General features: G+C 67.3%; 21 protein-coding genes. 11 read left to right on the top strand and 10 right to left on the bottom strand.

From position 1 onward, the window contains the following. From K32_RS03865 to K32_RS03855, 3 genes are read left to right on the top strand one after another with little or no spacing between them, the layout of a single operon-like run. On the top strand, positions 1 to 882 hold the full coding sequence (locus K32_RS03865; RefSeq protein ID WP_201402758.1) for an ABC transporter permease: 882 nt from the start codon (positions 1 to 3) through the stop codon (positions 880 to 882). Beyond that, positions 879 to 2,558: an ABC transporter ATP-binding protein gene (locus K32_RS03860; protein WP_201402757.1), complete on the top strand. Its 1,680-nt coding sequence runs from the start codon at positions 879 to 881 to the stop codon at positions 2,556 to 2,558. Before K32_RS03865 ends, K32_RS03860 begins: the two co-directional genes overlap by 4 nt. Continuing rightward, complete coding sequence (locus K32_RS03855) at positions 2,558 to 3,751, top strand: aminomethyltransferase family protein (protein WP_201402756.1); 1,194 nt, start codon at positions 2,558 to 2,560, stop codon at positions 3,749 to 3,751. The genes K32_RS03860 and K32_RS03855 overlap by 1 nt, the downstream gene beginning before the upstream one ends. 22 nt (positions 3,752 to 3,773) lie before the next feature. Here K32_RS03855 and K32_RS03850 read toward each other — a convergent pair whose 3' ends face one another. The 5 genes from K32_RS03850 to K32_RS03830 all read right to left on the bottom strand — a co-directional run bounded on the left by K32_RS03850 (position 3,774) and on the right by K32_RS03830 (position 12,053). Further along, positions 3,774 to 4,601, bottom strand: coding sequence for an IclR family transcriptional regulator (locus K32_RS03850; protein ID WP_201402755.1), 828 nt, complete (start codon positions 4,599 to 4,601; stop codon positions 3,774 to 3,776). Between the two features lie 199 nt (positions 4,602 to 4,800). Beyond that, entirely contained in the window at positions 4,801 to 6,396 is a 1,596-nt protein-coding gene (locus K32_RS03845; protein WP_201402754.1) for an NAD(P)/FAD-dependent oxidoreductase, read from the bottom strand. A gap of 202 nt (positions 6,397 to 6,598) precedes the next feature. Continuing rightward, on the bottom strand, positions 6,599 to 7,933 hold the full coding sequence (locus K32_RS03840) for an FAD-binding oxidoreductase (protein WP_201402753.1): 1,335 nt from the start codon (positions 7,931 to 7,933) through the stop codon (positions 6,599 to 6,601). A 53-nt stretch (positions 7,934 to 7,986) separates the two neighbouring features. After that, positions 7,987 to 10,008, bottom strand: coding sequence for a hydantoinase B/oxoprolinase family protein (locus K32_RS03835; RefSeq protein ID WP_201402752.1), 2,022 nt, complete (start codon positions 10,006 to 10,008; stop codon positions 7,987 to 7,989). Then, complete coding sequence (locus K32_RS03830) at positions 10,005 to 12,053, bottom strand: hydantoinase/oxoprolinase family protein (RefSeq protein ID WP_201402751.1); 2,049 nt, start codon at positions 12,051 to 12,053, stop codon at positions 10,005 to 10,007. Before K32_RS03830 ends, K32_RS03835 begins: the two co-directional genes overlap by 4 nt. A gap of 237 nt (positions 12,054 to 12,290) precedes the next feature. Between K32_RS03830 and solA the strand changes: the two genes are divergently transcribed. Next, entirely contained in the window at positions 12,291 to 13,454 is a 1,164-nt protein-coding gene (solA, locus tag K32_RS03825) for an N-methyl-L-tryptophan oxidase (protein WP_201402750.1), read from the top strand. Positions 13,455 to 13,517: 63 nt separating this feature from the next. Here the strand turns inward: solA and K32_RS03820 are convergent, their stop codons facing one another. Next, positions 13,518 to 14,084, bottom strand: a complete 567-nt coding sequence (locus K32_RS03820; protein ID WP_201402749.1) for a hypothetical protein — start codon at positions 14,082 to 14,084, stop codon at positions 13,518 to 13,520. A gap of 504 nt (positions 14,085 to 14,588) precedes the next feature. Here K32_RS03820 and K32_RS03815 point away from each other — a divergent pair. Further along, positions 14,589 to 14,948: a hypothetical protein gene (locus K32_RS03815; protein WP_201402748.1), complete on the top strand. Its 360-nt coding sequence runs from the start codon at positions 14,589 to 14,591 to the stop codon at positions 14,946 to 14,948. Positions 14,949 to 15,015: 67 nt separating this feature from the next. Here K32_RS03815 and K32_RS03810 read toward each other — a convergent pair whose 3' ends face one another. Both K32_RS03810 and K32_RS24905 read right to left on the bottom strand, forming a co-directional pair. After that, positions 15,016 to 15,627 carry a helix-turn-helix domain-containing protein gene (locus tag K32_RS03810; protein ID WP_201402747.1) on the bottom strand — a complete coding sequence of 204 codons (612 nt, stop codon included), beginning with the start codon at positions 15,625 to 15,627 and terminating at the stop codon, positions 15,016 to 15,018. Positions 15,628 to 15,917: 290 nt separating this feature from the next. Then, positions 15,918 to 16,178 (bottom strand): hypothetical protein, encoded by a 261-nt coding sequence (locus K32_RS24905; RefSeq protein ID WP_210342765.1) that lies wholly within the window; start codon positions 16,176 to 16,178, stop codon positions 15,918 to 15,920. A gap of 234 nt (positions 16,179 to 16,412) precedes the next feature. Between K32_RS24905 and K32_RS03800 the strand changes: the two genes are divergently transcribed. Beyond that, on the top strand, positions 16,413 to 16,973 hold the full coding sequence (locus tag K32_RS03800) for a flavin reductase family protein (RefSeq protein WP_201402745.1): 561 nt from the start codon (positions 16,413 to 16,415) through the stop codon (positions 16,971 to 16,973). Positions 16,974 to 17,028: 55 nt separating this feature from the next. Here the strand turns inward: K32_RS03800 and K32_RS03795 are convergent, their stop codons facing one another. After that, a complete protein-coding gene (locus tag K32_RS03795; protein WP_201402744.1) occupies positions 17,029 to 18,420 on the bottom strand; it encodes an FAD/NAD(P)-binding protein in 1,392 nt (463 codons plus the stop codon). 10 nt (positions 18,421 to 18,430) lie between these two features. After that, positions 18,431 to 19,591 carry an FMNH2-dependent alkanesulfonate monooxygenase gene (gene ssuD, locus K32_RS03790; RefSeq protein WP_201402743.1) on the bottom strand — a complete coding sequence of 387 codons (1,161 nt, stop codon included), beginning with the start codon at positions 19,589 to 19,591 and terminating at the stop codon, positions 18,431 to 18,433. Between the two features lie 220 nt (positions 19,592 to 19,811). Here ssuD and K32_RS03785 point away from each other — a divergent pair, with 220 nt between their 5' ends. From K32_RS03785 to K32_RS03765, 5 genes are all read left to right on the top strand, one after another. After that, a complete protein-coding gene (locus tag K32_RS03785) occupies positions 19,812 to 21,029 on the top strand; it encodes an SfnB family sulfur acquisition oxidoreductase (RefSeq protein ID WP_201402742.1) in 1,218 nt (405 codons plus the stop codon). Positions 21,030 to 21,269: 240 nt separating this feature from the next. Beyond that, positions 21,270 to 22,277: a sugar ABC transporter substrate-binding protein gene (locus tag K32_RS03780; protein ID WP_201402741.1), complete on the top strand. Its 1,008-nt coding sequence runs from the start codon at positions 21,270 to 21,272 to the stop codon at positions 22,275 to 22,277. 75 nt (positions 22,278 to 22,352) lie between these two features. Next, a complete protein-coding gene (locus K32_RS03775; RefSeq protein WP_201402740.1) occupies positions 22,353 to 23,903 on the top strand; it encodes a sugar ABC transporter ATP-binding protein in 1,551 nt (516 codons plus the stop codon). Continuing rightward, positions 23,900 to 24,889: an ABC transporter permease gene (locus K32_RS03770; protein WP_201402739.1), complete on the top strand. Its 990-nt coding sequence runs from the start codon at positions 23,900 to 23,902 to the stop codon at positions 24,887 to 24,889. Before K32_RS03775 ends, K32_RS03770 begins: the two co-directional genes overlap by 4 nt. Next, positions 24,886 to 25,836: an ABC transporter permease gene (locus K32_RS03765; protein ID WP_201402738.1), complete on the top strand. Its 951-nt coding sequence runs from the start codon at positions 24,886 to 24,888 to the stop codon at positions 25,834 to 25,836. Before K32_RS03770 ends, K32_RS03765 begins: the two co-directional genes overlap by 4 nt. Positions 25,837 to 25,853: the final 17 nt, after the last annotated feature.

Genomic DNA, 25,853 nt, shown 5'->3' with positions numbered 1-25,853 from the left:
ATGACCCTTTCCGAAGCCAGCATCGGGTCATGGCGGCGAGGCATTCGCCGCGCGACGCGCGGCCTGTCGGCGAGCGGCTGGGTGGGTGCTGCGATCATCCTCGTCTATATCGGCGTGGCGCTGACCGGCCCGCTCTGGGCGCCCTATGGCGCCGCCGCGATCCTGACCGGAAATCCCTTCGAAGGCGGCTCGCTGCAGCACCTGTTCGGCACCGACAATCTCGGCCGTGACGTCTTCAGCCGGGTCGTGCTCGGCACGCGCTCCGTGCTGACCATGACCTTCGCCGCGACCTTCCTGGCGCTCGCGATCGGCGGCCTCATCGGCATCGTGCTCGGCTACATCCGGGGTTGGATCGACGAACTCGGCATGCGGATCATCGACATCCTGATCAGCATTCCGACGCTGGTTCTGGCGCTGCTCATCATCAGCGCCCTCGGCAACAGCCTGTGGCTGGTCGTGCTGACCGTCGCGTTCCTGTTCGTGCCGCGCGTCGCCCGCGTCGCGCGGGCGGCGACGCTCAACGTCTCGACCCACGATTATGTGGCGGCGGCGCGGGCGCGCGGCGAGACCACGCTCAGCATCTGCCTGCACGAGATCCTGCCCAACATCCTCGGCGTGCTGCTGGTGGAATTCGCCATCCGCTCCGCCTTCGCCATCATCTTCATCGGCTCGCTCGGCTTCCTCGGCTTCGGTGCGCCGCCACCGACGCCGGAATGGGGCCTGATGATCAACGAGGCGCGCGCCAACGCCACCAATTCGCTGTGGCCGGTTCTGGCGCCCGCCGCCGTCATGGCGGTCCTCATCATCGGCATCAACCTCTTCGCGGATGGGCTGTCGCGGCGGCTCGACCATCCCGGCCATCGCACATCGGGGGCGAAGTGACCGCTTCACCGCAACCCGTCGCGCAGCTGAAGAACCTCTCCGTCGACTATTTCGGCGGGGACAGCTGGACGCGCGCCGTCGACGACGTCTCGCTCGAGATCGCCAGCGGCGAGGCCCTCGGCCTTGCCGGCGAGTCGGGCAGCGGCAAGACCACCGTCGCCTATTGCCTGATGGGCGAAAAGCGCGGGGCGAGCCGGATCGGCGGCGGCCAGGTTCTGTTTCGCGGCCGCGACGTCTTCGAATTGCCGCAGCCCGAGCTGCTCGCGCTGCGCGGACGCTCGATCGGCTTCGTGCCGCAGAACCCGATGGCGAGCCTGACGCCGTCGATGCGGGTCGGCCGCCAGATCGGCGAGATGCTGACCTACCATTCCGTCGCCGCGCCGCAGGGCGTTTCCGCGCGCGTCGTGGAGCTTCTGGAGCAGGTCGGCATCCCGCAGCCGGCAGAGGCCGCGCGCCGCTATCCGCATGAGCTCTCGGGCGGCCAGCAGCAGCGCGTCGCCATCGCGATCGCCCTCGCCTGCCGCCCCGACCTGATCATCCTGGACGAGCCGACCACCGGGCTCGACGTGACGACGCAGAAGCGCATCCTCGAGCTCCTCGCCACGCTGAAACGCGAGACCGGCGTCTCGATGCTCTATGTCAGCCACGACCTCGCCTCGCTCTCGCAGATCTGCGAGCGGGTCGCCGTCATGCAGAGGGGCAAGCTCGTCGAGGAAGCCGATGCCACCGCCCTGTTCGAACGTCCGGCGCACGACTATACGCGCCGGCTGATCGCGGCGATCCCGCGCATCGACGTGCCGCCGCCCAACCGACCCGCCGCCCCTCCGGCCGAAACCGGCTCGACGAAGCCCCTGCTCGAAGTCGAAAACCTCTCGATCTGCTACGCCAACCGGCGCCTGCTCGGCCTCGGCAAATATCCGCCTGGCTCCGACACCGTGAAGGGCGTGAGCTTCAGCGTGGCGCGCGGCAGGACCTTCGCCCTGATCGGCGAAAGCGGCAGCGGCAAGTCGAGCATCGCCCGCGCGGTGGCCGGGCTGTCGCGCCCCCGCCTCGGCACGATCCGCTTCGGCGGCGCGCCGGTGGCGGCGCTGGCGCAGCGGCGGCCCGTGCTGCAGCGCCAGAAGATCCAGATCATCTTCCAGAACCCCGACAGCTCGCTCAATCCCCGCAAGACCGTGCGCAGCATCCTCGCGCGACCGCTCCGGATGTTCGGCACGCTCGACGCCAAAGCGCGGGAGGCACGCGTCGCCGAGCTGCTTGAGGCGGTTCGGCTCGATCCCGCCTATGCGAACCGCCGTCCGCACCAGCTCTCCGGTGGCGAGCGCCAACGCGTCGCCATCGCCCGGGCGCTGGCGGCCGATCCGGATCTGATCATCTGCGACGAGATCCTCTCCGCCCTCGACGTCTCCGTGCAGGCCTCCATTCTGGAGCTACTGGAGACGCTGCAGCGGGAGCGCGGCCTTACCTACCTGTTCATTTCGCATGACCTCGCGGTCGTCCGCTGGTTCGCCCAGGAGATCGGCGTGCTGAACGGCGGCGCCTTCTGCGAGATCGGCGACACGGAGACGACGCTCCGCGCGCCCTCCAGCCCCTATACCGCCCAATTGCTCAATGCCGTGCCACGGATCGGCGCCGACCTTTCCGCGACCACGCCGCCGCCCCAACGGAGACCCTGATGGATATCGAGAGAGACAGGCCCTTCAAGCGCACCGAGTTCGCCTGCATAACCGGCGCGCCTCCCTATGCGCGCACCGGCATGCGGTCGCGGTCGGGCCTCAAGCGGACGGCCTTCTATCCGACGATCGGCGCCATCGCGACGGACTTCAAGCTGCACAACACCTATCTGAAGCCGGACCAGTTCACCGACGCGGTCGAGGAATACTGGGCCTGCCGGAAGGTCGCCGGGCTCTGGGACGTCACCGGCGAGGAGATCATCGAGATCGCCGGCCCGGATGCGCTGGCGCTGATGGACAGCCTCGTCCCGCGCGACCTGACGCGCATGAAGGACGGCCAGTGCTACTACGCCATCATGTGCTACGACTTCGGCGGCATCGTCGAGGACGCCGTGCTCGTCCGCTTCTCGGCCGAGAAGTTCTGGTGGATCGGTGGTCCCGGCAATTCCGAGTGCTGGATCTATGCCAACGCGCAGGGCAAGCGCGTGACGATCACCAGCCATCTCGACACGATCCACGTCGCCAGCATCCAGGGCCCGAAATCGCGCGAGATCCTGCAGAAGGTCACCGCCGCCGATCTCTCCGCCCTTCCCTTCTACTGGTCGGTGGAGACCGAGGTGTGCGGCGCGCCGGTCGTCATTTCCCGCACCGGCTACACGGCGGAGCTCGGCTACGACATCTACGTCCCCGTCGAGCACGGCGCGAAGTTCTTCGCCGATCTCTGGGACCACAGCCGTCCGGCCGGCGTCAAGCTCGCCGGCAGCCGCGCGCTGAACCTGCGCCGGATGGAGGCGTCGATCCTCAATTTCGGCCACGACTTCGACTGGCAGCACAACCCGGCCCAGGTCGGCCTCGGCTGGATGATCAGCGAGACGAAGGGCGACTACCGCGCCAAGGACCTGCTGATCCGCGCCAAGAAGGAGCAGCCGGCAACCCAGCTCGCCGGCCTTACCCTCGCCGGCCCGGAAATCCCGATCGACGGCGATCGCGTGACGCTGGACGGCCGCGATGTCGGCTACGTCACCTCCGCGTCGTACTCCCACGAACTCGGCCACCCCATCGCGATCGCCTTCCTGGAGACGCCCGCGACCCGGCACGGCACCGCGCTCCGCGTGGTGGCGGAGGATCGCAGGCTCGACGCGACTGTCGTGCCGATGCCGTTCTTCGATCCCGAACGGAAGCTCTCGAAGGTCTAGTTCCCCGCCTGCCGCGGCCGCCCTACTCGGCGGCCGCCTTGCGGCGCGGTTTGGCAGTGGATTTCGCAGCGGCTTTGACCGGCTCCGTCTCGCCGAGCGAGGGCGTCGGGCCGAAACCTAGATCGGCCTCGATGCGGCGGGCGGCGGTCAGCACGGCCGCGATCGTCGCGTCGAGATCGCGCAACTGCATGCGCTCCTCCGGGCCGGCGACGCCGATCGCGCCGAGCGGCTCTCCGGACGGGCTGCGGATCGCCGCCGAGAAGCCGAGCACGCCGGGGCGATATTCGCCCCGCGTCTCGGAATAGCCGCGCTGCCGGATCAGCTCGAGATCGGCGCGGAGCTGCGCCGGCGTGCGCACCGTATTCTCCGTGAACGGCTTCAGATCGCTGCTGACGCGGCGGATCGTCTCGTCCGGCAGATAGGCCAGGATCGCCTTGCCGGTCGAGGAGCAATAGGCCGGCGCGCGGTCGCCGACGTTCACATAGGTGCGCACGGCATGGATGCCGTCGACCTTGTCGAGATAGAGGACGCCCTCCCCGTCGAAGACGGAGAGATGGGTGGTTTCCTCGGTCAGTTCGGCGAGCTCGCGCAGATGGCGGACGGCATAGGTCCTGAGGTCGAGCCGCGAATAGACGCGAACGCCGAGTTCCCAGAGTCGGAGCGTCGCGCGGTAGGTCCTGGCGTCGACATCGCGCCCGACATAACCGCACTCTTCGAGCGTGCGCAGCAGGCGATGGACGTTGCTCTTGCTCATGCCGCATTCGGCGGCGAGGTCGGTCAGCGTGCGGCTGCCCGGGCTGCGCGCCAGCGCTTCCAGCACCTTGAAGCCTTTGACGACCGTCGTTTCCATGCCAGCCTCCCCACATCGACATCGGCCAACCGGAGCGTCTCTCCCGATTCGCCGCCGGAAATCCCATCCGTCCTGTCGAAAGGCTGTAGCGCGCCCGGCGCGAAATTCCAATATGTGAAACGCGCCTCCATTTAGCGGGCGCGCGTTTCCGAGCGGCTAAACCTGCGATTGTCGTCTTCTATCGGGCGCACCGTCCCCTTCAGCCGGCTTTTCGCCCCAGCCGCTTCAGCACGACGCGGGCGGCGTTGTAGCCGGGAATACCCGTGACGCCGCCGCCCGGATGGTTGGAGGCGCTGGAGAGATAGAGGTCGCGCACGGGCGTGGAGTGATCGGAGAAGCGCGGCGCCGGGCGGCGGAAGAAGAGCTGGCTCAGCGTCAGATCGGCGTGGTGCGGATTGCCGCCGGGCAGGCCGAAGGCCGCCTCGTAATCGGCCGCCAGCATGACCTGCTTGTGCAGATAGGCGCCTGACCAGCCGGGCGCGAAGATCCGGATCGTCTCCAGCACGCGGTTCAGGACGGCTTCCTTGGTGTCCTCGCCCTGGTCGGCGCCGGGGCCGGTGGGGATGTGGCCACCATAGATGCTCATCAGGTGATGCCCCGCCGGAGCGAGGCTCGGATCCACCACACTCGGCGCCTGCACGGTGAGATAGGGCCGGCGCGACGGCACCCCGGCCTGCAGATCCGCGAAGGCCTGCTCGAGATAAGCGACGCTCGGCGCGATCGTGACCTGGGAAGGGTCTCCCGGGCCAAAGCCGGAGGCCTCGATCCCGTCCCATTTCGGCAGTTCCGTCACGGCGAGATGCACCTTGAAGGCCGTCGCCCTGCCGCCGAAGCTGCGGATACCGCCGAGGAATTCGTCCGACAGCGCCGCCTCGTCGACGAGGTTCAGGAAGGTGTGCCGGGCCGAGGCGTTCGAGACGACCAGCCGGGCGCGGATCTCCTCGCCATTCGCCAGCACCACGCCCTCGGCCTTGCCGTCGCGGACGAGGATGCGGGCAACTTCAGCGTCAACCCGCGTCTCCATGCCGAAGCGGGCGCCCGAGCGCGCGATCGCGTCGCTGACGGTGCCCATGCCGCCCCGCACCAGGCCCGTGCCGCCGGCCGCCGTGTTGTTGTCGCGCAGATAGCCGCGCAGCAGGAAATAGGCCGTGCCTTCGGTATGGAAGCCGACGCTCTGGCCAGAACCGCCGGCCGGGTAGTAGCCGAGGATCGCCTTGACCGCGTCGGACTCGAACCAGCGGCTCAGATAGTCGTAGGCGCTCATGGTGAGCAGGTCCGCCACCTCGTGGAAGCGGCCGACCAGCCCCTTGTTGCGCCAGGCGAACAGGGCGGCATCGCGGAGATTGCCGACCGTGAGCCGGCTCGGATCGAACGGGATCTCCCACATCAATTGCCGGAAGACAGGCCCGAGCCGCGCCAAATGGGCGATGTATTCGGGATAGGCGGCGGCGTCCTTCTGCGAGAAGCGCGCGAACTGCTTCACCAGGCGATCGGTCTCGCGCCAGAGCACGACCGGCCCGACGCCCTCGATCGGCTGGACGATCGGCGGCGTCGTCAGGACTTCGTAGCCGAACTTCTGCAGTTCGAGATCGAGGATCACGCGCGGCTGCAGCAGGCCCAGCATGTGCGCGGCGGTGCTGACCTTGTAGCCCGGCCAGACTTCCTCGGTCACGCAGGCGCCGCCGACCTGTCCGCGCCGCTCGAGCACGCAGACCTTCAATCCAGCCTTGGCCAGATAGGCACCGCAGACGAGACCGTTATGGCCCGCCCCGACGATGACGACATCATACTTCATTCCGGCTTTCTCAACTCGATGGTGGTCCCGTCACATCCCAGCGTCGCAGCGCTCGCATCGCGCCGCGGGAGAAATCCCGCGCGCCTGGCGCCGATATCGATGCAGGATAGACGTTCCAAATAATGATACTCTATTGCGTATGTTGACACTTCCGGTGATCCGGTGCCAGCGCTTTCTCCTGGCCGGAACCCGGGAACCGCGCTCATCCGGACGTTCCGTAGGCGCGGGGCGACCCGGACTGCGCGCGGCGGAACCGCTCGAGGCGGAAGGCCTCCGGATCGACGCAGGGCGCGTCGCCATGGATCAGCTCGGCCGCGAGCCGGCCGGCGCCCGGACCGATGCCGAAGCCATGGCCGGAGAAGCCGGTTGCCATGAAGAGACCGGGTATCGAAAGGACCGGGCCGATCACCGGCAGCGCATCCGGCATCACGTCGATGAGCCCGCCCCACTGGCCGGCAATGCGCATGCCGGCGAATACCGGATAGGCGGCGGAAATCGCCCTCACCGCTTCCTGCAGCACCCGCTCGGCCGGCTCCGGATCGGCGATGCGGACCTGTTCGAAGGGCGTGATCTCGTCAGCCTGCCAGCGCCGGGCGAGGCGCGCCTCCTCGACGAAGCGCCGCCCGATCCGAAGCCGCAGGCTGCGCAGGCCGGTGGCGAAGGCCGGGCGAAAATCGGACAGCAACCGGAAGCTGTCCGGAACGATGTCGAAGATCGTGGCGTCGGCCTGCGAGACGGTGTAGCCGCCATCCCGGCGCTTCCGCCATCCGAACCGCCGCCCGGCAACCGAGACGTCGGGGCCGCCCGGCAGCGGATGCGTCCGCATCACCGAGCCCATGACCTTCAGCTGCGGCAGGTCGATGCCGAGATTGCCGGCGAAGAGACGCGACCAGACGCCAGCGGCCAGCAGCACGGCCCGGCATTCGATCCGCCCCTGTTCGGTGACGACCCCGGAAAGCTCGCCGCCCTGCAATTCGAGGCTCCGGACCGCGCATTCCGCATGGAGGCTGGCCCCCAGGTTCCGCGCGGCCTCGGCGATCACGGCCGTCGCCCGGTCCGGCTCGGCGCCGCCATCGGAGGCGGTGTACAGCCCGCCAACAGCCGCGCCGGCGCCGCCGGGCACGAGGCCGGCGACTTCGGCAGCCGTGACCATCCGGGAATCGAGGCCGTATCGCGCGACCGAGGCGAGCCAGGCGTCATAGCTTGCCTCGTCGTTGCGGTTGCGCCCTGACGAATAGAGGATCCCGCTCGTGCGGAAGCCGGTGTCGAGCGCGCCGAACACGGCCAGATCGCGCCAGTCGCGCATGCTCTGCTGCATCAGCGGGATTTCGGCGGGATGGCGCAGCGTGTTGCGGCACCAGCCCCAGTTCCGGCCCGACTGTTCGCCGCCGATCACGCCCTTTTCGCAGAGCGCCACGGAAAGGCCGCGCTTTGCCAGGTGCCAGGCCGCCGACGCGCCGACGATGCCGCCACCGATGACGACGACATCGACGGCCTTCGGCAGCCGGGCATCCGACGCGACCTCGCGCAGTTGCAAGGCGCGCCGTGACCCATCGTGGCTGGCGGCCGGCGCCGCCGAAGAGGCCACCGTCAGCGTCTCGACGAGGCCGGTGCGCGCCGCCGGCCAGACGATTGCAGCGAGAGGAGCAGACCCGGCACGTCGTCGGCCGTCACCGTCTCGCCGGCGTCGAGCCGACGATCGATCTCGGTGTAGAGGGCGCGGTAGGAAACCTGCCGCTGCACGCGTGGCATGTTCTGCGTCGCCTCGCTGATCGCGTCATGCAGGGCGCTCGGCCAGCGCGCGTGATAGGCCTCGCGCACCGGTCCGAAATCGAACTCCTTCAACGGCGCACCGGCGCGAAGCTCGCGGATCTCCTTCCGCAGCGCCTCGGTCGCGGCGAGGTCGAGGCCGCCGGCCAGGGTGCCGACGACGCCGTATTTTTCGCGCGCGGTGTCGATCGAGACATATTCGTCGAGGACATCTTCCCAGACGGTTTGGGCCGGCCGCTCCAGCGGATCGCCATAGCCGCCGCCGCCCTGGGTTCCGATCCGCAGCACGTCGCCGGCGTCCATCTCCAGGATGTCGATCTTGCCGATGTCGCGCTCATGGTCGGTGTCCGGATTGAGCGTGGTGAAGCCCGTCGTGCCCGGCGTGCCGCCCTTGCGACCCGCCGGCGGGAACAAATAGCGCTCCATGTTGCGGGCCGTGATCGTCGTGAAAGGCACGTTGGTCTCGAATTCGACGATCGAGCCGGTGCCGCCGCGATAGCGGCCGGCACCGCCGGAATCCTCGCGCAGCGAATAGCGGCGGATGAGGAGGTTCGGCATCTCGTGCTCGAGCAACTCGGTCGGGACGTTCTTCAAGAAATTCAGGATGACCATGGTGCCGTCGACGCCGTCGTCGACCGGGCGCCCGCCCGAACCGCCGACCAGCGGCTGGATGACGCTGACCCGCGTCTCGCCGGTCGCCATGTCGGGCACCGAGACCAGCAGGATCGAGCCCTGGCCGGAATCGGTGGCCGGAAGCTGTTCCGGCACCGCCTGCGACAGTGCGCCGATGATGACGTCGCAGACCTTATGCGAGGTCGAATAGCGCCCGCCATAGGCGGCGCCCGCCTCCGGATTGATGATCGTCCCCTTCGGGATATGCACCTTCATCGGCCGGACCAGGCCGGCGTTATAGGCGATGTTGGGCTCCCGCGTGCACAGCCAGTTCACGACGCCGGTGATCAGCATCCAGTGGCCGGTCTTGCTGAAGCTCGGCAGGTTGAGCGCCGCGCGGACCTGCGGGGCCGTGCCGGTGAAGTCCATGTGCATCTCGCCGCCGGCGATCGTCAGCTTGAGATTGACGCGCAGCAGCCCCTGCCCGACCATGTCCGCCTCGATGAAATCGCTGAAGCGGTAGACGCCGTCGGGCACGCTCGAAATCACGCGCTTCGCCTGGATCTCGGCGTAATTCAGCACATCGACGATGCCCTGGCTGATCTTTTCCGCGCCGAAGCGGTCCAGCAGCTCCTTGACCCGGCGTTCGGCGGTCGAAAGCGCGGCGAGGCACGCCTTCATGTCACCCCAGTTCTGGTCGGCCGTGCGGGTGTTGACCAGGAACATCTTCAGGAAGGTTTCGTCGAGCTTGCCCTGGTTGAAGAGCTTCTGCGGCGGAACGCGGATGCCTTCCTGGTAGATCTCGTGGTTGGACGGCGCGATGCTGCCGGAGACGCGGCCGCCGACATCCGACATGTGCACGAAGGTCCATGCGTAGCAGATCAGCTTGCCGCCATGGAAAATCGGCTTCCACAGGAAGATGTCGTTGAGATGCGTGCACATGCCCCCGGTCGCCTCGGGGTCGTTGGTCATGAAGACGTCGTCCTCGCGGACGTCGTCGCCCATCGCCTTGATGGCATCATCCATCGGCATGCCGACCATCATCAACACGCCGTAGCGCCGCGACGCCGCGAAGACTTCGCCGCCCGGGCTGACCAGCACGGCGCCGTAGTCCTGCGTCTCCTTGATGAAGACGGTATGCGCCGTGCGGAACAGCGCCTGGGCCATCTCGTCAACGGTCGCCTGGAAGCGGTTGCTGAGGATTTCCAGACCGATCTTGTCCTCGATCATTGCGACAGCTCCCCAACGAGATTGAACCATTTGTCCACCGTGACCTCGAAGCCCTCCGGCACGTAGACGGTGGTGTCGTATTGCTCGACCACGGCCGGCCCGTGGAACCGGTCACCAGGCTGGAGCGAGGAACGCTGCAGCACCGTGCCGGTGACGGTCTTGCCCTGTTCGTAGATCGGACGCGACGAGACGGGCTTGTCGCTGACGGTCGCGAAGGGGCGGAGCGCCTCGAAATTCGGCTTGCGCGTGACGCCGACGACCTGCACGCGCGCTTCCAGCACGCGGATGGGATTGCTGCGATCGGCGAAGCCGTAGACGAGCTCGTAGCGGTCGTGGAACCAGCGCTGCAGCGCCTCCACCGACAGCGGCTCGTCCGGGAACACGACGTTCAGCTCGAACGACTGGCCGACATAGCAGATGTCGGCCGAGCGGATCAGGTAGGTCTCAGTCACGTCGACATGCTGCTTGTCCAGCCAGTCGCGCGCCTCGTCCTCCAGCACGGCGTAGCAGTCCGTGAGCGTCTCGTCCGAGAGGTCGCGCACGTCCTGCCAGAGGCTGCGCACGAAATCGGCGCGGAGATCGGCGACGAGGCAGCCGAGCGCGCAGAGCAGGCCCGGCGTCGGCGGCACCAGCACGCGCCGCATGTTGAGCTCGCGCGCCAGCATGAAGACATGCGTCGGCCCCGCGGCGCCATAGGCGAGCAGCGAGAATTCTCCGGCATCGACGCCGCGCCGGGCGAGTTGCGGCACCAGCTCGGCATAGATGTTGGCGGTCGCCACCTGCAGGATCGCGTCCGCGGTCTCTTCCGGCGTCTTGCCGAGCCGGTCGCCCAGCGTCGCCAGAGCCGCCCGCGCCTTCTTGATATCGAGCTTCATCTCGCCGCCGAGCAGGCCGCTCGGCGCCATGATGCCGAGCAGCGCATAGGCGTCGGTGACGGTCGGCTCGGTGCCGCCGCGGCCATAGCAGGCCGGCCCCGGGATCGCACCGGCGCTGCGCGGGCCCACCTTCAGCACGCCCTCCGCGTCGAGCCAGGCGACGGAGCCGCCACCGGCGCCGATGGCGGAAACGTCGACGGCCGGCAGCAGCACCGGAAAATCGCCGACCGTATTTTCGGTCGAATACGGGATCTCGCCGTCAACGACGGCGATGTCGACGCTGGTGCCGCCCATATCCAGCGTGATGAGGCGCTCGTCGCCGATCATCCGGCCAATGAAGGCGGCGCCGATCACGCCCGAGGCGGGACCGGAAAGCAGCGTCTCGACCGGCCGGTCGCCGGCCGCCTCCAGGCCCATCACACCGCCGTTCGACTTGGTCGAGAAGATGCGGCATTCGAGGCCGGCGGCCTGGGTCTTCTCTTCCAGCGTGTCGAAATAGGTGCGCATGCGGGCGCCGATATAGCCGTTGATGACGCTGACGAGGCAGCGCTCATATTCGCGCTGCTGCGGCCAGAGATCGGACGAGGCGATGACGTAGAGATCCGGGAACTCTTCCAGGATCCACGCCTTCGCCGTCTGTTCGTGATGCGGGAAGCGGTAGGAATGCAAGAAGCAGATGGCGATGTTCGAGGCGCCCTGCGCGACCAGATGGCGGGCGGCAGACAGCACGTCGTCGCGCTTCAGCGGAACGATGACCTCGCCATCCTGGGCGATCCGCTCGTCCACTTCGGCCGCCCGGCGGCGCGGCGCCAGCGCGCGCGGGCGCGGCACGAAGAGGTCGTTCGCCTTGGGCAGCCGCAGCCGCCGCAATTCGAGGATATCGCGGAATCCCTTGGTGGTCAGGAGACCCACCTCGGCGCCGTCGCGCTCCAAGAGCGTGTTCACGCCGAGCGTCGTGCCATGCGAGAAATAGACGATCTCCGACGCGCCGATGTCGTGGCGCTCGTCGAGCTGGCCGAGGCCGGCGAGGATCGCATCCTCGGGGTTCTTGCGGTTGGACGGGACTTTCAGGGCGACGAGCCGGCCGCTCTCCTCCTCCATGACCAGGACATCGGTGAAGGTGCCGCCGATGTCTACGCCAAGGCGGTAACGCAGGGACTTCTGGCTCATGGCCGAAAACGCTCCTTCAAACTGCAACGCGGCACGGCCAGATGGTCACCGCGGGCGACGCGAGATCCCGTCGCGGCCCACGGAGCGGATCAAAATCAAGCACGTCTTGCCCAGCATAATTTACCCGCGCAGCGGCAGAAAGAAAGGCAATTTGTATCGTATTCCGGATCTCTGTTGTAATATTTGGAACTTTCGCGCATTGCAAAATGCCGTCGCTTCCAGCCTTGGGAACCCATCATGAAAGACAGCTTCACCTACGCGGTCCTGGGACTGGGCGGGCTCGGCAGCGCCGCCTGCTACTGGCTGTCGCGCCAGGCGGGAGGCGACGTGCTGGGCCTCGAGCAGTTCGAGCTCGGGCATGGGCGTGGTGAATCGCACGACCACTCGCGGATCATCCGCAAGACCTACCACACGGTCCCCTATGTGCGTTTCGCCCAGCAGGCCTACGCGGCCTGGGAAGCGGTCGAGGCGGATAGCGGCGAGCAGTTGGTCCTGAAGACGGGGGAACTGAATTTCTGGCCGGAGAAGACGACGCTCGACGAGAGCGCCTACAACGACAGCATGGCGGCCTGCGGCGTCGCGTATGACAGTCTCGATCCGGCGGAGCTCCGCCGCCGCTTTCCGCAGTTCCAGTTCGACGACACGGTCCACGCCGTCTACCAGCCGGATGGCGGTCTGGTCGCCGCCATCAAGGCGAACGAGGCGCATCGCCGCCTCGCCCGCCGCAACGGCGCGACGCTCGTCGACAACATGCCAATCGACGAGATCCGGCAGGTGAATGGCGGCTACGAGATCGCGGCCGGCGGACGTCGTTTCCAGGCGGAGAAGCTGGTGATCGCCGCCGGACCGTGGACGAACCGGCTGCTGGCGCATTTCGGGCTCGAACTGCCGCTCCAGGTGACGCATGAGCAGGTCAGCTATGTCGCGAGCCCGCATCTGGAGGAATTCGCGCCGGAGCGCTTTCCGGTCTGGATCTGGATGATCCACGACAACTATTACGGCTTCCCCGTCTATGGCGCCGCGGGCGTCAAGATCGCCAAGGATCGCTTCCATCCGACCCACCCGGACACCCGCGGCTTCGAACCGGATGAGAAGAACGAGAGGGATGTGCTGCGCTTCCTGGCCGATCACATCCCGAGGGCGGCCGGGCCGCTCCTCTACACCAAGACCTGCCTGCTGACGCATACGCCGGACGGCGATTTCGTGCTCGACCGGCTTCCCGGCCATCCGAACGCCGTCTGCGTGGTCGGCGCCACCCACGCTTTCAAGTTCGCCTCCGTGATCGGCCGGACGCTCGCCGAGCTCCTGACCGATGGCGAGACGCCGGCGGACATTTCCGCCTTCCGCTTCGACCGCAACACCCTGGCGCTGCCGGGCGTCTGGAACCTGCCGCAGGGCTAGAAAAAGGCGAGGCCGGAGAGCGCCCGCTCTCCGGCCTCGCAAACCTCAGCCCATCCCAATGGTTCAGGCGGCGCTTGCCTTGGAGGCAAGGCCGGCGACATCGGCGGCCGTCAGAAGATCCTCGTCGATCGGAATGCCGAGCGTCGTGTTCAGCCGGTTGGTCGCGAGCATCGCCGAGCCATAGGCGACGACGGCGACCACGATTTCCGCGCCATGCCGGGCTTCGAGCCCCTTCAGGCCCTCGGGCGGCGCGGCATGGTGCGAAGTCGGCTCGGCGGCGATGCGATGGCCGATCTCGATCAGCGCAGCCTCATCCTCGGTCGGCTCGTAGCTGTCGGGATCGACGCCATGCGCCTTGAGCGCGCGGCGGAAATAGAGCGAGCACAGCAGGCACTGCGCATCCTCGGAGATCGCCAGCGAGAAGATGTCGACGGCGCGCGCGCCGAGACGCTTCTGCAGGCTCTGCTTCAGGGGCAGGACGGCGCCGAACAAATGGAACGCCGGGGCCGAATGCAGCAGCACGCCCTTCATGTTGGTGATGCGCCCCGCCCGCTCCTGCTCCGCCTTCGCCAGCTCGACGATTTCAGGCGATGCGGCAGAAGAATTCCAATCAAACGAAGAAATGGGCATAGGAATACTCTCTAGATCCGTACTTTTAGAATGCGAATTCTAAGCGGGGTTGATTTTAAGCCACGATAGGACAAGTGCTTGTGAATGTGAAGGTTCACCGACTTCCTTTACCGGCACAACCATCCCTTCGATTGTTGCCCGACCATCCGCCACCCGCGCACGTTGCGAAGCCGGCTCCGTAGAGGAAGGCATCGCGTTGGCAAGGCTTCAGCCTGACGGAATCGCCGATGGCAGAAATTTGCTGCTTGCGACCGCCCCGCGCCAAGATGTTCGAACAACGCCATCCCACGCGCCAAAATCTCGCTGCCGCGAATTATCGATTCCGCTATAGCAGACGAAAGATCGAAATCTTCATCGCCGCCGTTCGCTCCTGCGACACCCTGTCCGCTCGCTAGGAGGAAACGTCAGCGCCGCGAAAATGGTCCATTGCCCGACGGAAGGGGCAGGTCTAGATGCCCAGACATGGACGGCAGCGGCCGCCAAAGAGATCCTGGAGACTTTGAGATGAGCAATGCCATGCAGATGATGCCGATGCCCGCCATGATGCCGATGCCCATGCAGAACATGATGCCCGGAATGGGCATGATGAACGGCATGATGCCGATGATGGGCAACATGATGCCGATGGGTAACATGATGCCCATGGGCGGCATGATGCCGATGCCCATGATGATGGCGAAGATGACCTGCACCATGACCGACAAGGGCATGACCTGCGAGATGATGCCGATGGAAGGCATGTCCAAGGAAATGTTCATGGACTGCTGCAACCGCATGATGAGCATGATGGGCGTCGGCATGCCCATGATGATGAGCATGGGCGGCATGCCGATGATGATGTGCATGATGGAAATGAAGGCCTGACGGCCTGCTTCACGGCACCTTGGAGGGCTGCCCGTCGGGCGGCCCTTTTTTTTATGGCCGCAGCGACCTAGCCCGAGATCGTCTCGACATAGGTCATGACGAGATAGATCACCGCTTCCGACGCGCGTAGATTGCGATAGCTGTGCGGCACGTCGGCCTCGAAGGCGATCGCGTCCCCCTCGCCCAGCACCTGCGGCGCATCCCGGCCGGCGATGATCTCGATGGTCCCCTGCGCGACGACGAGGTTCTCCAGTGTCCCCGGCGCGTGCGGATCCGCATCCTCGCGATGGTTCGGCGCGAGCCGCAGCTCGTAGAACTCGACCTTGCGCTCGCCGCTGAAGGGGAAGAGCGCCCGCGACGAGAAGCGGCCGTCGCTGGAGGCGAGGATCTTGGCCTTGTCGCGCGGCAGGAACGTCGTGCCGCGCGTCTCCTGGCCGTTCATCAGCGTCGCGAACGGCACGCCGAGCGCGGTCGCCACCTTCCAGAGCAGGTTGATGGTCGGCGCGCTCTTGCCGGTCTCGATCTGCGAGAGCATGGCGCGGCTGACGCCCGACAGCTTGGCCAGACGCTCCAGCGAATGACCACGCCGGGTGCGGAGACGGCGCAGATTGCGACCGACCAGGGCCGCGAGCTCGCCGGAAGTATCGGCGACCACTTCGTCGGCGGCATCATCGATCATGGCGGGCGCCCACTGGGCCATCCTCACTCCCCGTTCAGGCGGTTGCCACGGGAGACATCATCGGCACGGGCACCAGAACCCAGACCGGCATCCAGGCGACCGGCATCGATGCCATCGCGTAGGGCATCTGCGGAGCCTTCGGCTCCGGCAATCTTGCCTTCCGGTAGGATGCGAGGTCAATGATCTGGGCCGTCTGACTTTGCACGTCGGTTGCCTCCAAAACGGGCTGACATCATCCGTTATATCAGAAGTGCCGCCGTTATTTCGACCGACCCGACCCCAAATCGCGCTCAAAAAATAATGATTTCCGCCATTCCGCCTCCGCTTAGGGCGTAGGTTCGCAGGAAGCGGAGATGGATAAAAAAGCGTTTCGCGGATTTGCCGCTGTCGAGGCCGAGACGTCCCTCCGCTTTCTTCTTGCACATCGCTAACGCGCGCGACGGAAACGGAACAACCACAACACGACAAACAAAATAGAGAAAATCGCTATTCGGTTTTTTCTTCTGTTCCCGGCCCGGCTTCGAGCAAGGAAAGTCCTCGCGACGGCCCAATCCGGATACGCGCGGCCTCGTTTTCCAGCCTTCGCTCGTGCTGCAATGACGGCATGAAACACGTGAACCGCCAGAGCCATCGGCGGCACCCGCCGCATGCCCGCCTTTCGCCGCCGACCCGTCCGCGCGCGGAGAGGCAGATTGCCGACCGCCTCCCCGGCCCCGTCTTTGAACCGGCGCGGGCGGACGCCCTCATTTTCCCATCCTCGATCTAACGTCCCCATGGAGAAAACCATGTCCCTTGCCGCAGCCTATCCCCACCCGGCAGGCACCGACGCCTTTCCGCTTCCCGTCGAAAGCGCGGCATTCAAGAACTCCATGCGATTTCTGGCCGGCGCGGTGAGCGTGATCACCGTCGGCCAGGGACAGGACCTGACCGGCTTCACCGCGACATCGGTTTCCTCGCTGTCGGCCGATCAGCCCACGATCATCGTGTCGCTGAACCGCGGCTCCTCCTCCTGGCCCGCCATCCAGCGCTACCAGAGCTTCTGCGTGAACGTGCTGACGGACGAGCAGCAGCATGTAGCGGACAATTTCGCCGGCCGGGGCGGCGTCAAGGGACCCGACCGCTACGAGGGCGCTTCCTGGCAGAAGCTCGTCACCGGCAGCCTCGGCCTCGTCGATGCGCTGACCGTGCTCGATTGCGAGCTGGAAGAGGCGATCGAGCGCCATTCGCATTCGATCCTGATCGGCTCGGTCCGCGCCATCACCACGCGGGCGGAAGCCCAGCCCCTGCTCTACTGGCACGGCGGCTATCGCCAATTGTCCAACCAGACGGCGCCGACGATCCGCTGACGCAGATCGTCTCGTGACGCTCTAGAAGTCGACAAAAGCCCGGATCGCCGCTGTCTCAATCGGCGATCTGGGAAGCGATGCGGTCGGCGACCAGCTCGGCATGACGGGTCACCTCCAGCAATCCCATCAGCTCGCCGAAGGTTCCCCGCGCGAGCGGCCCGGCAACATAGAGGCCGGAGACCGGATGGCCTGAAGCATCGAGGGCGACGGCGCCGGTGTCGACCGAGAGCCCCAGGCCCAGCGCGTCGAGCGTGACCAGCCCATCCGCCTTGAGGGAAGCGAGGGCCGGATTGTCGTCGACGACTGCCGAATGGGCCGGTCCCGTCGCGACAACGACCGCGTCGAAGCGCTCCTGCACGACCGTGTCCTTCGAGCGCGGACGGATGCCGACGACGAAGGACGACGCCTCGCTGTTGGCCGACACCAGCGATCCCGCGCGGATCTGCAGCCTGCCCTCGGCGATCCGCCTTTGCAGCACGGCCTCGACCTGCGGCGCGATGCGGAAGCGGTGAATGTCCCAGATCACCCGGAGATGACGAACCAGGCGACGACGCTCCTCCGGCGGCAGCGCGGCCCAGATCGCGCCGCCCTGATCGCGCAGCGCGTCGAAGACCGAATGCCAGCTCTCGCCGGCGGCCTGGCCCGCATCGAGCTCGGCCCGGATATTCCCGAGTAGTTGCCGGACAGTGGAGGCCGGGGCCGTGGTGAAATCGCCGCGCGGCTCCCAGGCGGAAGCGGCGTGCCCCTTCGAGCGCAGGCCGTGGCGCGAGAGCGCCGTGATCGGCCCGGTGTGCCCGCGCGCGTCGAGCGCCGCGATGATATCCGCCGAAGTGAGGCCATTGCCGACGATCAGGACGCGGTCCCGCGGGCCGATGCCCTCGATCGCATCCGGGGCGTAGGCGTTGGCGACAAAGCCCTGGCGATCGGCCAAAGGCTCGAGCACCGCCGGCACGGACGGCGCGGGATGCGTCGCGGCCAGGACGACGAAATCGGCCTCGAGCGCCTTGCCATCCTCCAGGCCGACCCGGAAGCGATCCTTCTGCCGCTCGACGGCGACCGCGCGGGTCTGGCTGTGATGGATCAGCCCCTCGCCGAGCAGCGGCAGCAGCGTCGCGTCGACATAGAGACCAAACAGGCGGCGCTGCGCGAAGACATGCCCTTCCGGCGTCTCGGCATCGCGGTCGGCCGCGCCGGTCCGCTGCAGCCATTCCGTGAAGTGGCTGGGCTGCTCGGAGATCAGGCTCATCCGCGCCGCCGGCACGTTGATCCGGTGCGCCGCCTCGGCGGAGGAATAGGCGAGGCCCGCGCCCAGCAACGGACGCGGCTCGACGACCGTGATCAGGCCGAGCCGGGGCAGGCGGCGAGCCGCGAGGTGATACGCCACCGCAGCGCCGGTGAAGCCACCGCCGACGACAACGACCGACGGCCGTCTTCTGCGACGGGTCATGAACAGGCGCTCATTTGCCCGAGGGGCGATGGTCGCCGGCGATCGTTTCCCCGAACGGGCCGGTGTTGACCGCCTTGTTGCGCGAGGGGATAGGATGGTCGAGCGGCAGATTGGGCAGGACCAGCTCGCCGAAGCGATAGGCTTCCTCCAGATGCGGATAGCCCGACAGGATGAAGGTATCGATGCCGAGGCGCCGATATTCGTCGATCCGTTCCGCCACGGTGTCGGGATCGCCGACCAGCGCCGTGCCGGCGCCGCCGCGCACGAGGCCGACGCCGGCCCAGAGATTGGGCGACACTTCCAGCTTGTCGCGCCGGCCGCCATGCAGCCGGCTCATCCGGGCCTGCCCTTCCGAATCCATGCGCGCGAACACCTTCTGCGCCGCGGCGATCGTATCGTCGTCGAGACGGCTGATCAGCTCGTCGGCCGCCGCCCACGCCTTCTCGGTGGTTTCGCGGACGATGACGTGCAGGCGGATGCCGAAGCTGACGTCGCGCCCCTTGGCGTCGGCGAGACGGCGCACCGTGTCGAGCTTCTCGGCCACCTGCGCCGGCGGCTCGCCCCAGGTCAGGTACTTGTCGATCTGCTCGGCGGCGACATCGTTCGCCTCCGGCGAGGAACCGCCGAAATAGAGCGGCGGATACGGCGTCTGCACCGGCGGGAAGAGCAGGCGCCCGTCTTCGATCTGGAAATGTTCGCCGTGATGCTCGACCGTCTCGCCGCGCAGCACCGCCTTGTAGATATCGAGGAACTCGCGCGTCACGGCATAGCGCTCGGCGTGGCTCAGGAAGACGCCGTCGCCCTTGTTCTCCTGCGGATCGCCGCCCGTCACGACATTGATGAGCAGCCGGCCGCCGGAAATCCGGTCAAGCGTCGCGGTCATGCGCGCCGCGAGCGTCGGGGACTGCAGGCCCGGCCGCACCGCGACGAGGAAGCGCAAACGGCGCGTCGACGGAACCAGCGCCGAGGCGATGACCCAGCTGTCCTCGCAGGCCCGCCCCGTCGGCAGCAGCACGCCGTAATAGCCGAGCCCGTCCGCCGCCTGGGCGATCTGGGTGAGATAGGGGAGATCGACCGCCCTGCCCCCGACCGACGTGCCGAGATAGCGGCTGTCGCCATGAGTGGGAATGAACCAGAGAACCTTGATGCGCTCGGGAACGCTCGCGCTCATGTATATCTCCAATAGAAAAGGGAATTACCTGACATTTCCGCAATCAAGGAAAGGCACAGTAACGTATTGGCGAATAAACATAAACAAAAGGAAACAATTATCAAATATGGGTCGAAGATAGAAATTCGATGGCTTCACGCAAACGGTTCACCCGGTGAGATTTGGCTAAGTGCGCGCCGGCCCGGCCAGGCGCTCCGTCCTCCCTCAGTCAGGATCCGCCATGCCGCTCTCCCCCGCATCCGCGAGCTCATCCACGCCCGTCGCGAAACGGATCGAAAGCGATCAGGAAGCGCTCGACGTCGCCCGCGCCCTCGCCGCCGAATTCGCGCGTGGCGCGTCGCAGCGCGACCGCGACCGGCAATTGCCCTGGGCCGAGCTCGAGACGCTCGCCGCTTCCGGCCTGCTCGCCATCACCGTGCCGCGCGCCTATGGCGGCATCGACGTCTCGGCGGCGACGCTGGGCGAAGTCTCGGCGATCCTCGCCGAGGCGGACGGCTCGATCGGCCAGATCCCGCAGAACCATTTCTATATTCTGGAGGCGCTCCGGGTCGACGGCACCGAGGAGCAGAAGCGCTTCTTCTTCGAACGCGCGCTGGCCGGCGACCAGTTCGGCAACGCGCTGTCGGAAATCGGCACCAAGACGGTGGCGCAGCACAACACCACGATCGTGCCGGACGGCGACGGATACCGCATCAACGGACGCAAGTTCTATTCGACCGGCGTGCTGTTCGCCGACTGGGTCGTGGTCTTCGCCAATGATCCGGAGGGCCGCACGACCATGTCCTTCCTGCCGCATGACGCCGAGGGGCTGACGCTGGTCGACGACTGGAGCGGGTTCGGCCAGCGGACGACCGGCAGCGGCACGACGATCATCGAGAACGTCCGCGTCGAGAAGGACAGCGTCGTCGAGCACCACAAGGGCTTCGCGCGCCCGACGACGATCGGCTCGCTCGGGCAGATCATCCATGCCGGCATCGATCTCGGCATCGCCCGCGCCGCCTTCGCGGAAACGCTTGATTTCGTGCGCAACCGGGCCCGTCCCTGGATGGATGCCGGCGTCGATCGCGCCTCGGACGATCCGCTGACGATCTCGATCATCGGCAATCTGGCGATCCGCCTCGACGCCGCCACCGCGCTGCTGGCCGACGCCGGCCGGCGGGTCGACATCGCCCGCGCCTCGCTCGCCGAACCGGACGTCATCGCCGCGACGGTCGCCGCCGCCGGCGCCAAGGTGCTGACCACCGAGGTAGCGCTCGCCGCCGCCAACACGCTGTTCGAGCTTTCCGGCACCCGCTCGACGCTGATCGAGGAAAACCTCGACCGTCACTGGCGCAATGCCCGCACCCACACGCTGCACGATCCCGTGCGCTGGAAGTACCACGTCGTCGGCAACTGGGTGCTCAACCAGGTCGCGCCGCCGCGCAACGGCGCGCTCTGAGAGGCGCCGAACCATCGACCGACCTCGCCGGCGCCAGCTGGGCGCTCGGCATTCGCCGGCGGGACCGCCGAACCGGACGACCGCTCGACGAATTTTCCCCTCCTGCACGCGCAGATAGAACGCCCTGCCTTCAAAACCCGACTTGTTCGATAGACTTTACGAAGGCCGGGCGGCCTGTCGAGCCTCCCGGTCCCGGGGGGCCGGTGTTGAGTGCGACACCATCCGTTTTCAGGAATTCTTATGACCAAATTCCATTTTGCTTCCGCGCTCGTCAGGCAGCTCGCGGGCGGCCTGGTTGGCGGTATTTCCCTCCTGGCGCTGGCGGCGGGGGCCGCCAGCGCTCAGGATCTCAGCCTGGCCGGCAAGACGATCGGCGTTGCCGTGGTCGGAACCCAGCATTTCTGGGATCGCGAGGCTTTCAAGGGCGCGACCGAGACGATCGAGAAGCTGGGCGGCACCGTGGTGCCGACCGATGGCGGACGCGACAACCAGGTGCACGCCAACAACCACGACGTCTTCATCACCCGCAAGGTCGACGCGGTCGTGACGATCCTTGGCGATGCTTCGGTCGACCCGAAGCTGAAGGCGCTGAAGGAAGCCGGCATCCCCGTCTTTACCGTCGATCACCTTTCGCCGGAGGCCGTCAACAATACGGCGTCCGACAATTACTATACCGGCTCGCAGATCGGCATCCTTCTCGCCAAGGCCATCGGCGGCAAGGGCAAGGTCGCGGTGTTCAACGCCTTCTCCGGCTCGCTGCAGTTCTGCGGCGTCCGCTACGACCTCTGGAAATACGTGCTCGAGGATTTCCCGGAGATCGAGATCCTCAAGCCGGAGCTCGCCGAAGTCTTCGCCAACTCGCCCGAGGACGCGCGCAAGCAGACACTGGCGCTGCTGGAACAGCATCCGAAGGGCACGCTCGACGCGATCCACGTTGCCTGCTGGGATCAGCCGGCCATCGGCGTCGTCCAGGCGATCGAGGAAGCGGGCCGCGCCGGCGACGTCGTCGTGACGGCTGTCGATGCCGGACCGGAGACGCTCGAGATCATCGCCGAGAAGGACAGCCCCTTCGTCGCCAACATCGCGCAGCGGCCGTACCTGATCGGCTCCACGGCGGCCGAGAACGTCGCGCGCCACTTTGCCGGCGAAAAGCTGCTGTCGCAGACCTTCGTGCCGGTCATCCCGGTCGACGGCCCGGAAGACGCCAAGCGCGTCTACAAGCAGCTCGGCTACGGCACGATCGAATAGGGCCTACCGCCCAATGGAAGCCCCCGCGATGGATCGCCTTCGCGGGGGCTTCGGCTTTTTGAGACGGATCTGCCGATGACCATGCCTTCCGGCGCCGCGCCGCCCGGCCTGACGCTCGCCATGACAGGGATCGTCAAGACTTTTCCGGGCATCCGGGCGCTCGACGGCGCCGATCTCGAAATCCGCGCCGGCGAGATCCACGGCCTGGTCGGCGAGAATGGCGCGGGGAAGTCGACGATCATCAAGATCCTCGGCGGCGTCTACGCGCGCGACGGCGGCGACATTCTTGCGGACCGCAACAAGTTCGCCGATGGGGCCGCCGCCGACATGCAGGCGATCGGCGTCCGCATCATCCATCAGGAACTGAACCTGGTCGATCATTTCACCGTCGCCGAAAGCGTCTTCCTTGGCCAGGAGCGAACCGGCCGTTTCGGTGGCCTCGCCAAGCGGCGGATGCGCCGCGAGGCCGAGCGCTTCCTGCGCGACACGCTGGATTGCCCGCTCGACGGCGACGCGCTGATCCGCGACCTCGGCATCGCCGAGCGCAAGCTGGTGCAGATCGCCGCCGCGCTGATCGATGGCCGCGCCCGCCTCGTCGTGTTCGACGAACCGACGGCGCCGCTCGCCGCGGCCGAGACCGGGCGCCTCTTCACCGCCATCCGCAATCTGAAGGCGCGCGGCGTCTCCATCCTCTATGTGTCGCATTATCTCGGCGAGATCGCCGACATCTGCGACCGCGTCACGGTGTTTCGCAATGGCCGCCATGTCGCGACGCTCGATGCGCCCGATCCGTCACGGACGGACGAGATCATCACGCTAATGATCGGCCGCCAGCTCGACGACCTCTATCCAGCCGCATCGGCACGCCCGGCAGGTCCGGAGCCCGACGAGGCGATCGCGGTCGAGGGGCTGGGCGACGGCCGCAGCTTCGCCGATGTCAGCTTCCGCCTCGCGAAGGGCGAGATCTTCGGCATCGCCGGGCTGATCGGCTCAGGTCGGGACGAGCTGGTCGACGTCCTCTATGGCCTTCGCCCGCCATCGGCCGGCCGGGTCACCCGCTCCGGCGCGCCGATCCGCCTCGATCCGGCGCGGGCCGTTGAATCCGGCCTCGTCCTCGTCCCGCGCGATCGCCGCCGCGATGGGCTCGTGCTCGATCTCGCCGTCGCCGGCAACATCAACTTGGCCTCGCTCGGCGAAGTCTCCTCGGCCGGATTTCGCCGCGAGAGCCGGGCCAACGCACGGGCCGTCCGGCTTGCCGAACTGCTGGACATTCGCCCCCGCGCCGTGGGCACGCGAGTGAGCCTGCTCAGCGGTGGCAACCAGCAGAAGGTCGTGCTCGGCCGCTGGCTGGCGGCGGAGGCGCAGATCTTCCTGCTCGACGAGCCGACCGTCGGCGTCGACATCGGCGCCCGCGCCGAGATCTACCGGCTGGTGCGCGACCTCGCCAACGGTGGCGCGACGATCCTCGTCTCGTCCGGCGACGCCGGCGAACTGATCGGCCTCTGCGACCGCATCGGCGTTCTCGTGCGGGGCCGACTGGTCGAGATCGTCCGGCGCGGCGACATCAGCGTCGACGGCCTGATCGCGCTCACAACCGGCGCAACCGGCCCGGAGGTCCTGCCATGAGCCTCGCGCTCGCCGAACCCAGCGGGCGGGTATGGATCCCCCGCATCGTCTCGCATGCGGCGCTGATCGTTCTGGCGCTCCTGCTTGCCTATCTCGCGCTCCGGGCGCCGAATTTCCTCGACGCGCAGAACCTCTCCGCCATCCTGCGCCAGTCGGCGCCGCTGGCGATCCTCGCCTGCGGGCTTTCCGTCGTCGTCATCGGCGGTGGCGACGATGTCGTCTCGGGCGGCATCGACCTGTCGCTGCCCGCCGCCGCCGTGCTCGGCGCCGGCATCGTCAGCTACCAGCTCTCCGTCGCCGGCAGCGGGCTCGGGGCGGCGCTGGCCTTGGCGCTGCCGGCCGTTCTCGCGGTCGGCGCCGTCAATGCGCTGCTCGTCGTCGGCATCGGCCTGACGCCGCTGCTCGCGACGCTCGCCACCTCGGTCGCCGTCTCCGGCCTCACCCGGCTCGTGACGTCGAACCGCCGCATCAACGTCTCGAATGCCGGGATCGACTGGATCCGCGACGGCAGCGTCGCCGGCATCCCGGCCTCGATGGCGCTGGCGCTGATCGTCTTCGCCGCGCTCGCCTTCCTCGTCCATCGCACCCGCTGGGGCGCGCATCTGCAGGCGGTCGGCGCCAGCCGCGCCGTCGCGACGCTGACCGGCCTGCCGACGCGGGGGCCGGTCGCCCTCTCCTATCTGCTCGCCGCCGGCGCCGCGGCGATCGCCGCCATCGCCATTCTCGCGCGGGGATCGGGCAGTTCGCCCGGCTCGGAGGAGCCGCTGCTGCTCGAAATGGTGCTGGCGACCTTTCTCGGCGGCGCCTTCTCGCGGCGCAGGACGGTCACGGTGTGGGGCGCGCTGCTCGGCGCCGTCCTCGTCACCGCGCTCTCGACCGGGTTCGCGCTGCTGCAGGTCAACATCTTCTGGGTCAGCGGCATCAAGGGCTGCCTGATCCTGCTCGTGCTGGTCGCCGCGGCGCTGGACGAAAGGCTGCGTCGATGAAAGCCCGCCTCGCCGAGACCGTGCTCCGCCACAGCCTGATTGTCATCCTCGTCGGCCTGGTCGTTTTCTTCGCGGTGAAGGCGCCGGCCTTCCCGACGCCGTCCAACCTTCTGACCATCGTCGAGAGCAGCGCCATCCTCCTGATCGTGGCGCTTGCCATGACGCTGATCATAGCCTCGGGCGGGATCGACCTCTCCGTCGGCGTCGCCGTCGATTTCGGCGCCGCGTTCGCCCTGATCGCGCTCAAGGATTATGGCGCTCCCTGGTATGTCGCGATCCTCGCCGCGCTGGCGGGTGCGGCGCTGGTCGGCGCGTTCAACGCCCTCCTGATCGTCGGGCTCGGCATCAAGCCGTTTCTGGCGACTCTCGGCACCTTCTTCATCGGCAGCTCGATCCAGCGCATCTATACCGATGGCGGTGGCCCCATCGCCTTCCGCCGCATGGAGCCGGCGTTCCGCGATCTGGCGACGGGCGATGTCGCCGGCATTCCGACGGAGATCGTCATCGCCGGCCTTGTGCTGGTCGCCTATTATCTGCTGCTGGAGCGGACGATCTTCGGTGAGCGTGTCCATGCGATCGGGCTGCAGCCCCGCGCGGCGCGGGTCGCCGGCATTCGCGTCGGACGGCATGTGGCTGTTGTCTTCATCATCGCGGCGGCGAGCTCAGCGCTCGGCGGCGTCATCCTGGCGGCGACGCTCCGCCAGTTCACGCCGCTCGCCGGCCAGTCCTATCTGCTCGACGCCATTGCCGCGACCTTCATAGGCGCCTCGATCCACCCGCGCCTGCGCCCGAACGTGCCGGGAACGCTTATCGGCGTGCTGTTCCTCGGCGTCGTCGCCAACGGGCTCAATCTGCTCGGGCTCGACTTCAATCTGAAATCCGCCCTGTCCGGCCTGATCCTGGTCGGCGCGCTGGCCCTGGCCGGACTGCGCCGCCGCCCGGCCTGACGGAAGAACCAGCCGCC

This window comes from Kaistia sp. 32K (assembly GCF_016629525.1).
Lineage (GTDB): Bacteria > Pseudomonadota > Alphaproteobacteria > Rhizobiales > Kaistiaceae > Kaistia.
Note: the sequence above shows the minus strand (reverse complement) of the source record. Positions and strands in the feature narration are given on the sequence as shown.